Here is a 13901-nt window from a genome sequence, read left to right on the forward strand (position 1 = left end):
GGAAACTGTGTCGTGGATGTGAAGGACGGTCATGCGCTTTCGATTACTCGGGCCGTTGGAAGTGGTCGGTCCCGGTGGCCCGGCGCTGATCACCGCCGAGCGTCAGCGCATCGTCCTGGCCGTCCTGCTGCTCGAACCCAACCGCATCGTACCCATGGGCACGCTCGTCGACGCCGTCTGGGGCGACTCCCCGCCGCCGACCGCCCGCGCCCAGATCCAGATCTGCGTCTCCATCGTGCGCGCGAGCATGGCGAAGGCCGGTCTGCCGGACGTCATCCAGACCCGGTCGCCCGGCTACTTCGTCGAGGTCGCCGACGGCGAGCTGGACCTGCACGTCTTCGAGCGGGCCGCGACGGCCGGCCGTACCGCCGCCGACGCGGGCCGCTTCGAGGAGGCGGCCACCGCCTTCGAGACCGCGCTCGGACTCTGGCGCGGCTCCGCCTGCTTCGGCGGCGGCATCACCAGCACCGTCCTCCAGGCCCCCGCCGCCCGCCTCGACGAGCAGCGGCTCACCGTCGTCGAGCAGTGGGTGGACGCCCGGCTCGCCCTCGGGCTGCACCAGCCGCTGGTGGCCCGACTGATCGACCTCGTCATGCAGAACCCGCTGCGCGAGCACCTGCGCGCCCAGCTGATGGTGGCGCTGTCCCGGTCGGGGCGGCAGGCGGAGGCGCTGGAGGTCTACCGGCGCGGCCGGCGCGAGCTGATCGACGAACTCGGCATCGAGCCGGGGGAGGAGCTGCGCCGGCTCCAGGAGTCGATCCTCTCCGGCCGGCTGGACGGGCCGCCCCCGGCGGGCGTGCCCGCCGTCGCCGTGGCCGCCGCCCCGGGCCCCGGGCCGTCCGCCGAGGGGGCGCCCCCGGCGCCCGCCGCGCCCGCCGCGCCCTCTACGGCGACCGCCGCCGTCGAGCCGCCGCCCGTGCCGAGGCTGCTGCCCGGCGCCATCGCCGACTTCACCGGCCGCGACGAGCTGCTCGCCCGGCTCAAGCGGCTGCTGGAGGACGAGACGGAGTCGTCGTACGCGCTGCGGATCGTCTCCATCACCGGCCGGGGCGGCGTCGGCAAGACCACCCTCGCCGTACATCTCGGACACTCCCTGGCGAAACGATTCCCCGATGGGCAGATGTTCGCCAAGCTGCGCGGTCCCTCCGCCCAGCCGATCCTGCCCGCCCGGATCCTCGAACGCTTCCTGCGCAGCCTCGGCATCCCCGGCTCCACGATGCCGCCGGCCATCGAGGAGCGCGCCGAGCTCTTCCGCAACCTCGTCGCCGACCGGCGGATGCTCATCGTCCTCGACGACGCCATCGACGAGGAGCAGGTGCGCTGGCTGCTGCCCGGATCGGCGAACTGCCCGGTCCTCATCACCAGCCGCTCCCGGCTGGCCGGGCTCGAAGGCGCGAGCGCGGTCCAGATCGACGTCTTCTCCACCGAACAGGCCATCCAGCTCCTCAGCCGCATCCTCGGCGCCGACCGCGTCCAGAGCGAACTGCCCAGCGCCCTCCAGCTGATCGAGCTCTGCGGCAACCTCGCCCTCGCCCTGCGCATCGTCGCCGCCCGGCTCGCCGCCCGCCCGCACTGGCCGCTGGCCAAGATGGTGTCCCGGCTCCGCGACGAGAGCCAGCGGCTGGACGAGCTCACCCACGGCGGCGTCGGCGTCCGCGCCGGACTCGCCATGGTCTACCAGGGCCTGCCCCCCGACGCGCAGTGCCTCTTCCGCCGGCTGTCCATGCTGGAGGCCGCCGAGTTCTCCAGCTGGGTCGCCGCGCCGCTGCTCGGCCTCGACGCCACCGACGCCGAGGACGTCCTGGAGTTCCTCGTGGACGCCCAGCTCGTCGACGTCGAGGTGGTCAGGGGCCGCCGCCCCCGCTACCGCCTGCACGACCTGGTCCGGGTCTACTCCCAGGAGTGCCTGGCCGAGCACGAGAACACCGCGGAGCGCTCCGCCGTCCTCGGCCGGGTGCTGAGCACCTGGCTGATGCTGGTCGAGGAGGCCCACCGCCGGGCGTACGGCGGCGACCACACCCTCATCCACGGCGACGCCCCCCGGCTGCCGCTCGACGAGGCGGTCCTGGACCGCGAACTGGACGACCCGCTGCGGTGGTTCGAGGACGAGCGGGCCGGGCTGATCACGGCCGTCCGGCAGGCCGCCGGCGCCGGACTCGACGAGCTCTGCTGGGACCTGGCGCTCACCCTCGTCACCCTCTTCGAGATGTACGGGTACTTCGACGACTGGCGCACCACCCACGAGATCGCCCTGGCCGTCACCCGCCACAACGACAACCGGCGCGGCCAGGCCGCCATGCTGTACTCCCTCGGCGCCCTGCACATGTTCGAGTACAAGATGGACGAGGCCCGCGGCCGGCTCGGGCCCGCCCGCGAGCTCTTCCGCGAGGTCGGCGACGTCCACGGCGAGGCCCTCGCGCTGCGCAACCTCGCCTTCGTCGACCGCATCCAGGGGCGGCTGGACGAGGCCATGACCGGCTACGAGCAGGCGCTGGCCATGCTCGCCGAGGTCAACGACTCCACCGCCGAGGCCCACGTCCTCAGCAACATGGCCCAGATCCACCTGGACCGAGGCCTGATCGCCGAGGGCAAGGAGACGATGGCCGCCGGACTCGCCGCCGTCGAACGCTCCGGGAACCGGCGGGTCCGCGCCCAGATCCTGTGCCGGCTCGGCGAGGCGCACCTCCAGATCGACGAGATCACCGAGGCCGAGTACGTGTTCGGCCAGGCCCTCGACACGGTCCGCTCCGTCGGCGACCCGGTCGGCGAGTGCTACGTGCTGCGCGGCCTCGCGATGGTCCGCTCCCGCCAGCGCAGCCACGACGCCGCCTACGAGATGCTGGAAGAGGCCGCCGGCATCGCCTCCCGGGCCCGGGAGTACCTGGCCATCGGCCGGATCCAGCTCTCGCTCGGCGAGGTCGCCGCCGACAAGGGCAGTCATGAACGCGCCAAGGAGCACATCCGGGCGGCCCTCGACGTCTTCGGGCGGATGCAGGCCACCCGGTGGCAGGAACAGGCGCTGCGGCTCATGGAGGAGGTCCGCGCGGCCTCCGACGACGCGGCCGAGGCCGCCGCCTACGCACCGGCGAGCACCGGCTGACGCCCGCTCCCGGAGCGCCCGGCGGCGCACCGCGGTCCCGCCCCGCCCCGTACCGGCCCACCGGGCCCGGGGCGGCACCGGAACCGGCCAGCGGGGTGCGAAAACGCTCACGCCCCCACCGGCCGCGTGTCAGGATGCCCGCCTCGGCGGCGCGCGGGACGCCGCGGTCGCGGCAGGGCCGAGATCTCGCGGACGGGGCGCATCCGGCACCCCGTCCACCCAGGACGCAATCGATGAGGCCGGTGTCACGTGAAGCTCGGAGTGTGTGTCTCTGATGGAACCAATGGGCGGCCCGTGGACGGGCTGATGGTCCGCCTCGAACGGCAGAGCCCGGACGAGTGGCGGACCGTCTGGCACGGGCTCACCGGACAGGACGGACGGCTCGACCGACCCGCCCTGCCCGAGGACGAACCCGGCCCCTTCCGGCTGGTGCTGGAGACCGACCGGTACTTCACCACGCTCGGGATGCGCCCCTTCTACAGCCACATCGCGGTCGCCTTCTCCGAATGGGAGTCCGACCAGGAGATCCCCATCGTCATCGCCCCGCACGGCTACGCGGTGAGCGCCGTCGCCCGATAGCGCCGGCCCACCCCCGCCGACCTGCGACGACGGACGGCCCCACCCCGGTCGTCCCCCCTGCCGCGGCCCGCCCCACGGCGAAGGAGACCCCTTTCCCTGGCGGCCCGCCGCCCGCGCTTAGCGAGTACTTAGCGTTCCAGTAGGAGGACGAAAACGGAGCTCACTAGAACTGGAGTCGTCCACCCGGGCCTCCGGGTCGCGAGTTTCCGTAGGGGAGAGAAAACATGCTGGCACTGCTGAACACCCTGGTCGGCTTCGGTGGCTTCGGTGGCTTCTTCACCACGGACGACACCATCTGGGGCTGAACCGGTGAGCATCTCGGCACGGGTCATCGACTCGACCAACGGCTGCCCGGTGGCGGACCTCGCCGTCACCCTCCACGCCCGGGACCACGGCGACTGGCCCGTGGTGGCCCGCACCCGCACCGACAGCGCGGGCACCATCGGCTCCCTGAGCCCCGGACCCCTCGCGCCCGGCGCGTACCGGCTCGTCTTCGACACCGGCGACTACTTCGCCGAACGGGCGGTCGACAGCCTCTACGCGGAGGTCATCGTCTCGCTCCACCACCAGGGCGACCCCCGCGACCTGCACATCCAACTGCTGGTGAGCCCCTTCTCGTACACCACCTACCGGGGCCACGTCCCCGCGAAGGCGCGGGCGGTCGGAGGGGTCTGAGACCCGGCGGACGGCGCCCGCGGACACGGCACCGGGGCACCGCGGCAGGCAGAAGGGGTGAAGGAGTTGCCGGACACCACGCAGTCGACCACGCACACGGCGACCACACACACGGCACCGGTCCGCACGGTGCCGGTCGGATCCCTGCTGCCGGCGGACTCGCCGCGGCTGGCCGGCCTGAACGAGGGCCACGCACGGGCCCTGGCGGAGAGCGGCACCGCCTTCGAACCGATCCTCGTGCACCGGGAGACCGGCCGGGTCATCGACGGGATGCACCGGCTCCGCGCCGCCGTCCTGCGCGGCGAGAGCGGCATCGCCGTCCGGCACGTCGACGGCGCCGCGGCGGACCTCTTCATCCGCTCGGTGCACGCCAACATCGCCCATGGACTGCCGCTGACCCTCGGCGACCGCAAGGCCGCCGTACGGCGCATCCTCGGCACCCACCCGCACTGGTCGGACCGGGCCATCGCCGCCGTCACAGGGGTGTCGCCGAAGACCGTAGGGGTCCTGCGGGGGCAGCGTTCGACTGAGGAATCTCCTCAGTCGAACCCGCTGGTCCACCGGGTCGGCAGGGACGGCCGGGCGCGCCCCGCCGACATGCCCGAGCGGCGCCGCAAGGCCCGCTCGCTGCTCGCCGAACGGCCCCGCGCGACCCTGCGCGAGGTCGCCCAGGAGGCCGGGGTCTCCGTCAGCACCGCCCACCGGCTGCGGCAGGAACTGCGCACCGGACCGCCCGGCCCCGCCGAGCGGGCGCCCGCGGCGGCCACGCTGCGGGTCCGGGCCCTGGACGTGCTGGCCAACGACCCCTCGATCCGCTTCACCGACAGCGGCCGGGCCCTGCTGCGCTGGCTCAACGGGCAGGCCCAGGGGCTGGCGGCCGGCGAACAGCTGCTCGCCGCCGTGCCCCCGCACTGCGCCCGCGCCCTCACCGAGGTGATGAGCCACTACGCCCGCGAATGGGAGCGGCTCGCCGCCGGAATGCAGCGCGGCGACCCCGTCGACGGCCCCTGGCGGGCGGTCCGCTGAGGCCGACGACCGGCCCAAGGGAAAACCTTCTGCGCCGCACACTTCGTCGTTACGGTGAGACGCGCGACGAGGGGACGGCCCGCGGCCCGCGAGCCCCGCGGCCGGCCGCCCCCGCCCCGATCCGCACCCGCCGGTCCGCGTGACCGGGTCCGCGCGCGGCACCTCCTCGCACGACGACGCGGAACGCGCTTACGGCATCGGGCAGTTCAGCCACACCGGACGGACCGGCCGGCTCACGCGGGCCGGCCGATCCAGGCAGACCGGCCAGACCAGGCCGGCCGGCCGACCCCGTCAGACCAGGCAGCTCGGACAGGAGCGGAGTGGACATCCCGGTGGACGACGACGTCAGACTCAAGGCCAAGGCGCTCTACGAGGCACGAGCCACGGGACGCCCCATCCCCCCCTTCACCGACGCGCAGCCCGAGCTGGGCATGGACGACGGCTACGCCGTCCAGCGCGAGCTGGTCGCCCTGCTCACCGAGGCCGGCGACACGGTCATCGGCTACAAGGCGGGACTCACCTCCGCCCCCATGCAGCAGCTCCTCGGCGTCACCACCCCCGACTACGGGCCGGTGCTCGCCTCCACCGTGTACGAGAACGGGGCCACCACACGGGACGGGGCGTTCATCGCGCCCAAGGTCGAGGCGGAGATCGTCTTCCGGCTCGGCGCGCCGCTGCGCGGCCCCGGGGTGACCGTGGCCGAGGCCCGTGCCGCGGTCTCCGAGGTCATGGCGGGCCTGGAGATCGTCGACTCCCGCATCGAGGGCTGGCGGATCCGCCTCGCGGACACCGTCGCCGACCTCGCCTCCAACGGCGCCGTGGTGCTCGGCCGGCCGGCCGAGCTGCCCGCCGACTGCGACGTACGCCTCATCGGCATGGCCTTCTCCCGCAACGGCGAACTCGTGGCGACCGGCGCCGGCGCCGCCGCCCTCGGGGACCCGGCCGCGGTGGTCGCCTGGCTGGCGAACGTCCTCGGCGAGCACGGGGTCACCCTCGAAGCGGGCCAGCTGATCATGACGGGCGCGCTCCACGCCGCGGTCCCGATGGCCCCCGGCGACACCTTCGTCGCCGAGTTCGACCGGCTGGGCACCGTCACGCTCCACGTGGGCGACGCGTAGACCACCGACGCGCCTCACGGCGCACCTCTAGACAGGGAAGGGCGATGCAGCCATGAAGGGAACCGGGCGCCTGCCCGTGGCCGTCCTCGGCGCCGGCCTCATCGGCGTCGATCTGGCCGAGAAGATCATGCGTTCGGAGTACCTGGAGTGCGGCCTGGTCGTGGGACGCGACGAGAGGACGCCCGGCCTGCGCCAGGCGGCCGAACTCGGGCTTCCCGTCGGGACGCGCGGGATCGAGTCCCTGCTCGACGCCCCCGAGCCGTTCCGCGTCGTGTTCGACGCGACCAATGCCATGGCCCACGCCGAGCACGCGGAACGCCTGCGTGCCACCGGGGCCCGCCTCGTCGACCTGACGCCCAGCAAGGTCGGCCGGATGGTCATCCCCAGCGTCAACGGGGAAGAGGCCCTGAGCTGCGCCGACATCAACATGATCAGCTGCGGCGGGCAGGCCTCGATCCCCGTCCTCCACGCCATCACCCAGAGCCACCGCGTCGACTACGTCGAGGTCGTCACCACGGCCGCCAGCCCCAGCGTCGGCCGCTCCACCCGGCTCAACCTCGACGAGTACATCGAGACCACCCAGGACGCCGTCCGCGAGTTCACCGGCGTCAAGGACGTCAAGGCGATCCTCAACGTCAGCCCCGCCAGACCCCCGGCGACCTTCCGGGTCGCCATGTCCCTGCTCGGCGAGGGCTTCGGGGCCGCGTCCGTGGAGGCGGCCGTCACCACGGCCGCCGCACAGGTCCGCTCCTTCGCCCCGGGCTACCGGATCACCGCCCGCGTCGTCGACGAGAACAAGGTCTTCGTCGCCGCCGAGGTGACCTCCACCGGCGGACGCATCCCCCGCTACGCGGGCAACCTCGACATCATCAACTCCGCAGCCGTCCACCTCGCCGAACGCGGCGCGGCGGCCGGCCCGACGGGCATCGGTACGGAGACGTCATGAGCGCAGCACCCCCCGCCGGCCCCGCCGGGAAGCGGGTCCTCATCCACGACGCGTCCTTGCGCGACGGACACCACGCCGTCCGCCACCAACTGGGCCGCGAACAGCTCCGCGCCTACGCCGAGGCCGCCGACACCGCCGGGATACCGGTCGTCGAGATCGGCCACGGCAACGGCCTCGGCGCCTCCTCCCTCCAGGTCGGCCAGGCCCGCCTCGACGACGACACCATGCTGTCGACCGTCCGCGAAGCCCTCACCCGCAGCCGGATGGCCGTCTTCATGCTGCCCGGCTGGGGCACCACCGCCGACCTCGAACGGGCCATCGCCCACGAGGTCGACGTGGTCCGCGTCGGCACCCACTGCACCGAGGGCGACCTCGCCGAACGGCACCTCGGCCATCTGCGCGAGCGGGGCGTCGACGCCCAGGCCGTGCTCCTGATGAGCCACATGGCCACCCCCGAACGGCTCGCGCAGGAGTGCGCCCGGCTCGTCCAGTTCGGCGCCACCGCCGTCGGCATCATGGACTCCTCCGGCCACTACCTGCCCGCCGACGTCACCGCGCGCGTCGGCGCCATGCGCGAGGCCGTCGACGTGCCCGTGATGTTCCACGCCCACAACAACCTCGGCATGGCCGTCGCCAACTCCGTCGCCGCCGTCGAGGCGGGCGCCGACATCCTCGACGCCTGCGCCCGCGGCTTCGGCGCGGGCGCCGGGAACACCCAGCTCGAAGTGCTCGTACCGGTCCTGGAACGGATGGGCTTCGCCACCGGCATCGACCTGTACGGACTGCTGGACGCCGCCGACCTCGCCGAACGCGAGCTGATGCCGGCCCCGCCGACCATCGACTCGGTCAGCGTCGTCAGCGGTCTCGCCGGAGTCTTCTCCGGCTTCAAGACCCGGGTCCTGGACGTCGCCCGGCGCGAGGACGTCGACCCGCGCGACGTCTTCTTCGAACTGGGCAGGAGACAGGCCGTCGCGGGCCAGGAGGACCTCATCGTCGAGGTCGCCCTCGCCCTGAAGGCGGCCCGCAGTGCGTGAACGCCGCAATCCCGCGGCTTCCGTTCGGGCGAGGACGACGAGGGAAGAGCCGGACGTGTACGAGGAACTCAAGGACATCCTGGTCAGCGAACTGCACGTACGGGCCGAGGACATCGTGCCGACGGCCACCCGCGAGGAGGTCGGACTCGACTCCCTCGCCGTGCTGGAACTCGCCGCCGCGCTCGACGCGCGCCTCGGCATCGAGGTGCAGGACTACGAACTGCTCGACGCCGGCACCCTCGCCGACGTGGCCCGCCTGATGGCGGAGCGCCGGCCGGGAGGCTGAGCCCCACCGTCGATCCCGGCACCGCCCCCGCGACCGGGCGCGGCGGTGCCCTCTCCACCGGGAGTCCCATGTCTCACCCACGCCTGCGCGCGGTCCTGGAGACCGTCGCCGCCTACACGCCCGCGGCCGGCCTCCACGACCCGGCCGCCCGCCCCAGCCCGCTGTCCGCCAACGAGTCGCCGCACACCCCGCTGCCCGGCATCGCCGAGGCCGTCGCCCGGGCCGGCACCGAGGTGAACCGCTACCCGGACCCCGGCTGCGGCGAGCTGATCCGCGCCCTCGCCCACGCCCACGGGACCACCGAGGACCGCGTCGCCGTCGGCGCCGGATCCGTCGCCCTGCTCCAGACCCTCTTCCACGCGGTCGCCGAACCGGGCGCCGAAGCCGTCTACGCCTGGCCCTCCTTCGAGGTCTACCCGACCCTCGCCGCCCTGTCCGGGGTCACCGCCGTCCCCGTGCCGCTGGCCGGGCACGCCCACGACCTGCGGGCCATGGCCGACCGGATCACCGACCGGACCCGGCTCGTGATCGTCTGCGACCCCAACAACCCCACCGGCACCCTCCTCGGCCACGAGGAGCTGCGGAAGTTCGTCGCCGCCGTCCCCCCGGACTGCCTGGTCGCCGTCGACGAGGCCTACCACGAGTACGTGCGCGGCGGCGAGCCCACCGGCGCCCTCGCCCTCCTCGCCGACCACCCCAACCTGGTCGTGCTGCGCACCTTCTCCAAGGCGTACGGCCTCGCCGGACTGCGCACCGGCTATCTGATCGGCGACCCCTGGGTCGTCGAACGGCTGCGCAGGGCGAGCCTTCCGTACGCCGTGAACACGGCCGCCCAGGAGGCGGCCGTCGCCGCTCTCGGCCTGGCCGGACCGCTGCTGGCGCGGGTCGACGAGACCGTCGCGGAACGCGCCCGCGTCCGCGACGCCCTGCTCCGCCAGGGCTGGACGGTCCCCGACAGCCAGGCCAACTTCGTCTGGCTGCCGCTCGGCCCCGACGCCGCCGCCTTCGGCGCCTGGTGCGCCGAACGGCGGGTCGCCGTACGCGCCTTCGCGGACGCCGGCGTCCGCGTCTCGATCGGCACCGCCGAGGACGACGACCGGTTCCTCGCCGCGGCCGACGCCTGGCGCGCCACCCGGAAGGAGGCCGACGCGTGACCACCCTCGACACCGCCCGCCCGGCCCCCGCCCTCGCCGGGGTGACCCGCCACGTCGTCGTCGCCCCCGGCATGTGCAGCGGCGGCTCCCTGGTCTTCGGCCGCATCGGCGACTGGACCTGGGACGTCGTCGCCGCGTCCTGCGGCATCAACGTGCACGCCGCCAGGACCGCCGGGGGAGACCCCGCCTACCTGTCCTTCTACTACTTCCACGTGCGCGGCGGCGAGACCGTCCACCCGCACGGACTGACCTTCGGCGACGAACTGCGCGTCGACTCCCGCTCGTTCCAGTTCGGCGGCCAGTCCGTCATCACCCTGCACCGGCTGGCCCCCGCGGGCCTCGACCTGCCCGAGGGCCCGCTCGACCCGGCCGAGGTGTACGAACACCCGCACCCGCACTGCCTCTACGCGGAGAACTTCAACCGCTGGATCGCCCGCACCACCGAGGGCAGCAACCGGGGCCTCGCCCAGGTCACGCCCCCCGACTTCGCCTACCAGGACCTCGCGCCGCTCCCCAACACGTACTCGCCCCGCTCGCTCGTCGGCCGGGCCCGGGCCACCGGCAGCTTCCACCCCGAGGGACCCCCCGGCTGCCACGCGGCGGGCGAACCGCTGGCCTTCCCGTACACCCTGGACGTCGTCCGCGACCTCAACGGCGCCGGACTGATGTACTTCGCCTCCTACTTCGCCGTCTTCGACACCATGCTGCTGCGCCTGTGGCGGTCCCTGGGCCGCACGGACAAGCAGTTCCTGCGGCGCAAGGTCACCGACCAGAAGATCGGCTACTTCGGCAACGCCGACCCCGGCACGGTCTTCACCGTCACGGTACGGCGCTGGCGCTCCGACACCGACCCGCGCACCGAGGTCGCCGACATGGCCCTGCGCGACGCCGCGACCGGGCAGCTGATCGCCGTCACCGCGATCGAGACCGAGCTCGCCCCCGGCACCCCGGGTGCGCCGTGAGCGCCGCCGCCGTCGGAGCGACGGTGTGGCTGACCGGTCTGCCCAGCGCCGGCAAGAGCACCATCGCCCGCGCCGCCGCCGAGGCGTTGCGGTCCGCCGGGCGCCGCACCCAGATCCTGGACGGCGACGAACTGCGCGCCCACCTCACCGCCGACCTCGGCTTCTCCCGCGAGGACCGGGACGTGAACGTGCGCCGCGTCGGCTACGTCGCGCAGCTCCTCGCCTCGCACGGTGTCACGGTGCTGGTCCCCGTCATCGCCCCGTACGCGGACGCCCGCGCGGAGGTCCGCGCCCGGCACGAGGCCGCCGGCGCCGCGTACGTCGAGGTGCACGTGGCGACACCCGTCGAGGTCTGCGCCGACCGCGACGTGAAGGGGCTCTACGCCCGCCAGGCCCGCGGCGAGCTCTCCGGGCTGACCGGTGTGGACGACCCGTACGAGCCGCCGGCGGCGCCGGAGCTGCGGCTCCCGGCGCACGAGCAGACCGGGACCGAGTCGGCGGGGGCGCTGCTGGCGCTGCTGCGGGAGAGGGGGCTGGCATGACGACGGCGACGACGGCGACGACGGCGACCTCATCCGCGCCGGTGGCACCGGCGGCACCGGCGCCACCACCCGCATCGGTCCCGCCCGCCCCGCCCGCCCCGGCCGGGGCGGAGGCGCGGACGCACGCGGACGTGCTGGAGGCCGAGGCCGTGCACATCATCCGCGAGGTGGCGGGCGAGTTCGAGCACCCGGTGATCCTCTTCTCCGGCGGCAAGGACTCCGTCGTCCTGCTGCACCTCGCGCTGAAGGCCTTCGCGCCCGCCCCCCTCCCGTTCGCCCTGCTGCACGTGGACACCGGACACAACTTCCCCGAGGTCCTCGCCTACCGGGACCGTGTGGTCGCCGCACACGGGCTGCGCCTCCATGTGGCCTCCGTGCAGGACTACCTCGACCGAGGTGTGCTCACCGAACGCCCCGACGGCACCCGCAACCCGCTGCAGACCCTGCCGCTGACCGAGACCATCCGGACCGAGGGCTTCGACGCGGTCTTCGGCGGTGCCCGGCGCGACGAGGAGAAGGCCCGCGCCAAGGAACGGGTGTTCAGCCTCCGCGACCGCTTCTCCCAGTGGGACCCGCGCCGCCAGCGCCCCGAGCTCTGGCGCCTCTACAACGGGCGGCACGCCCCCGGCGAGCATGTCCGGGTCTTCCCGCTCTCCGACTGGACCGAGCTGGACGTCTGGCAGTACATCCAGCGGGAGGGGATCGAACTGCCGGAGATCTACTTCGCCCACGAGCGCGAGGTCTTCCGCCGCTCCGGGATGTGGTTGCCCGTCGGCGACTGGGGCGGCCCCCGGGACGGCGAGACCGTCGAACGGCGGCTGGTCCGCTACCGCACCGTCGGCGACATGTCCTGCACCGGGGCCGTCGACTCGGCGGCCGCGACCCTGGACCAGGTGATCGCGGAGGTGGCCGCCGCCCGGCTCTCCGAGCGGGGCGCGACCCGCGCCGACGACCGGCTCTCCGAGGCCTCCATGGAGGACCGCAAACGCGAGGGGTACTTCTGAGCATGACGCCCACGACGACACCCACCACATCCGCGCCCGCGGCCACCGGACTCCCGGCCGGCGGCCTGCTGCGGTTCGCCACCGCGGGCTCCGTCGACGACGGCAAGTCCACCCTGGTCGGCCGGCTGCTGCACGACTCCCGGGCGGTCCTGGCCGACCAGCTGGAGGCCGTCACCCGCGCCTCCGCCGGGCGCGGCCAGGACGCCCCCGACCTCGCCCTCCTCACCGACGGCCTGCGCGCCGAACGGGAACAGGGCATCACCATCGACGTCGCCCACCGCTACTTCGCCACCGCCCGGCGCCGGTTCATCCTCGCCGACACCCCCGGCCACGTGCAGTACACCCGCAACATGGTCACCGGCGCCTCCACGGCCGACCTCGCCGTGATCCTCGTCGACGCCCGCCACGGCGTCGTCGAGCAGACCCGCCGGCACGCCGCCGTCGCCGCCCTGCTGCGCGTCCCGCACCTCGTCCTCGCCGTCAACAAGATGGACCTCGTCGGCTACCGCGAGCCCGTCTTCGCCACGATCGTCGCCGAGTTCGGGGAGCACGCCGCCGGCCTCGGCGTCCCCGCCGTCACCGCCGTCCCGGTCTCGGCGCTCGCCGGGGACAACGTGGTGGAGCCCTCGGCGCACATGGACTGGTACGGCGGCAAGACCGTCCTCGAACACCTGGAGACCGTCCCGCTCGACGACGGCCCGGCCGAGCGCCCCGGCCGCTTCCCCGTCCAGTACGTCATCCGCCCGCAGACGGCCGCGCACCCCGACTACCGGGGCTACGCGGGCCAGCTCGCGGCCGGTTCGCTGCGCGTCGGCGAACCGGTCACCGTGCTGCCCTCCGGCCGCACCACCCGGATCTCCGGCATCGACCGGCTCGGGCGGCCGGTGCGGAGCGCCCGCGCCGGGGACTCGGTGACCGTGCTGCTCGCCGACGACCTCGACGTCTCCCGCGGCGACCTGATCGCCCCGACCGAGGGCGCCCCGGTGCCCGTCCAGGAGATCGAGGCCACCGTCTGCCACGTCGCCGACCGGCCGCTGACCGTCGGCCACCGGGTCCTCGTCAAGCACGGCACCCGCACCGTCAAGGCGCTCGTCGAGGACATCACGGCCCGGCTCCACCTCGACGACCTGTCGCTGCGCCCGCACTCCGGCGCCCTCGCGGCCAACGACATCGGCCGGATCCGGCTCCGCACCGCCGAGCCGCTGCCCGTCGACGCCTACGCCGACTCCCGCCGCACCGGCTCCTTCCTGCTCATCGACCCCGGCGACGGCACCACCCTGACGGCGGGCATGGCGGGCGCCTCCTTCGGCGCGCCCGCCGACGCCGAGACCGACGCGGACGCCGGGGCCGAGGCGGAGGCCGAGACCGGAGACGACGAGGACGGCTGGGACTTCTGAGCCCGCGCGGGCCGGGGATCCCGGCTGGCCGGGGGGATCCCGCGCGGTCCGGAGACCCCGGGCGGTCCGGAGACCCCG

Annotated in this window: 13 protein-coding genes; all 13 read left to right on the forward strand. The window is 74.1% G+C overall.

Going from position 1 to position 13901, the window contains the following annotated elements; genetic code table 11:
- The first annotated feature begins 31 nt into the window (after nt 1-31).
- The 13 genes from ACZ6J5_RS07700 (at nt 32) to ACZ6J5_RS07760 (ending at nt 13823) form a co-directional block, all read left to right on the forward strand.
- Complete coding sequence (locus ACZ6J5_RS07700; protein ID WP_469388778.1) at nt 32-3100, forward strand: AfsR/SARP family transcriptional regulator; 3069 nt, start codon at nt 32-34, stop codon at nt 3098-3100.
- 261 nt (nt 3101-3361) lie between these two features.
- Nucleotides 3362-3679, forward strand: a complete 318-nt coding sequence (locus ACZ6J5_RS07705) for a hydroxyisourate hydrolase (RefSeq protein WP_469389613.1) — start codon at nt 3362-3364, stop codon at nt 3677-3679.
- A gap of 309 nt (nt 3680-3988) precedes the next feature.
- Nucleotides 3989-4354: a hydroxyisourate hydrolase gene (gene uraH / locus ACZ6J5_RS07710; protein ID WP_469388781.1), complete on the forward strand. Its 366-nt coding sequence runs from the start codon at nt 3989-3991 to the stop codon at nt 4352-4354.
- 66 nt (nt 4355-4420) lie between these two features.
- Nucleotides 4421-5380 (forward strand): helix-turn-helix domain-containing protein, encoded by a 960-nt coding sequence (locus ACZ6J5_RS07715; RefSeq protein WP_469388783.1) that lies wholly within the window; start codon nt 4421-4423, stop codon nt 5378-5380.
- Between the two features lie 320 nt (nt 5381-5700).
- Nucleotides 5701-6498 (forward strand): 2-keto-4-pentenoate hydratase, encoded by a 798-nt coding sequence (locus ACZ6J5_RS07720; RefSeq protein WP_469388786.1) that lies wholly within the window; start codon nt 5701-5703, stop codon nt 6496-6498.
- 52 nt (nt 6499-6550) lie between these two features.
- Nucleotides 6551-7444, forward strand: coding sequence for an acetaldehyde dehydrogenase (acetylating) (locus ACZ6J5_RS07725; protein WP_469388788.1), 894 nt, complete (start codon nt 6551-6553; stop codon nt 7442-7444).
- Nucleotides 7441-8478 carry a 4-hydroxy-2-oxovalerate aldolase gene (gene dmpG, locus ACZ6J5_RS07730; protein WP_469388790.1) on the forward strand — a complete coding sequence of 346 codons (1038 nt, stop codon included), beginning with the start codon at nt 7441-7443 and terminating at the stop codon, nt 8476-8478. Before ACZ6J5_RS07725 ends, dmpG begins: the two co-directional genes overlap by 4 nt.
- A 55-nt stretch (nt 8479-8533) precedes the next feature.
- Complete coding sequence (locus ACZ6J5_RS07735; protein WP_469388793.1) at nt 8534-8764, forward strand: phosphopantetheine-binding protein; 231 nt, start codon at nt 8534-8536, stop codon at nt 8762-8764.
- 68 nt (nt 8765-8832) lie between these two features.
- The gene (locus ACZ6J5_RS07740) at nt 8833-9918 is read left to right on the forward strand and encodes a histidinol-phosphate transaminase (RefSeq protein ID WP_469388794.1); all 1086 of its coding nucleotides are present in this window, start codon (nt 8833-8835) and stop codon (nt 9916-9918) included.
- Nucleotides 9915-10880 (forward strand): LnmK family bifunctional acyltransferase/decarboxylase, encoded by a 966-nt coding sequence (locus ACZ6J5_RS07745; RefSeq protein ID WP_469388796.1) that lies wholly within the window; start codon nt 9915-9917, stop codon nt 10878-10880. Before ACZ6J5_RS07740 ends, ACZ6J5_RS07745 begins: the two co-directional genes overlap by 4 nt.
- A complete protein-coding gene (gene cysC, locus ACZ6J5_RS07750; RefSeq protein ID WP_469388798.1) occupies nt 10877-11422 on the forward strand; it encodes an adenylyl-sulfate kinase in 546 nt (181 codons plus the stop codon). The genes ACZ6J5_RS07745 and cysC overlap by 4 nt, the downstream gene beginning before the upstream one ends.
- Entirely contained in the window at nt 11419-12426 is a 1008-nt protein-coding gene (gene cysD / locus ACZ6J5_RS07755) for a sulfate adenylyltransferase subunit CysD (RefSeq protein ID WP_469388800.1), read from the forward strand. The genes cysC and cysD overlap by 4 nt, the downstream gene beginning before the upstream one ends.
- A gap of 2 nt (nt 12427-12428) precedes the next feature.
- Nucleotides 12429-13823: a sulfate adenylyltransferase subunit 1 gene (locus ACZ6J5_RS07760; protein ID WP_469388802.1), complete on the forward strand. Its 1395-nt coding sequence runs from the start codon at nt 12429-12431 to the stop codon at nt 13821-13823.
- The last annotated feature ends 78 nt before the right edge of the window (nt 13824-13901 follow it).

The sequence above is a fragment of the Streptomyces sp. NPDC042100 genome (genome assembly GCF_055582325.1).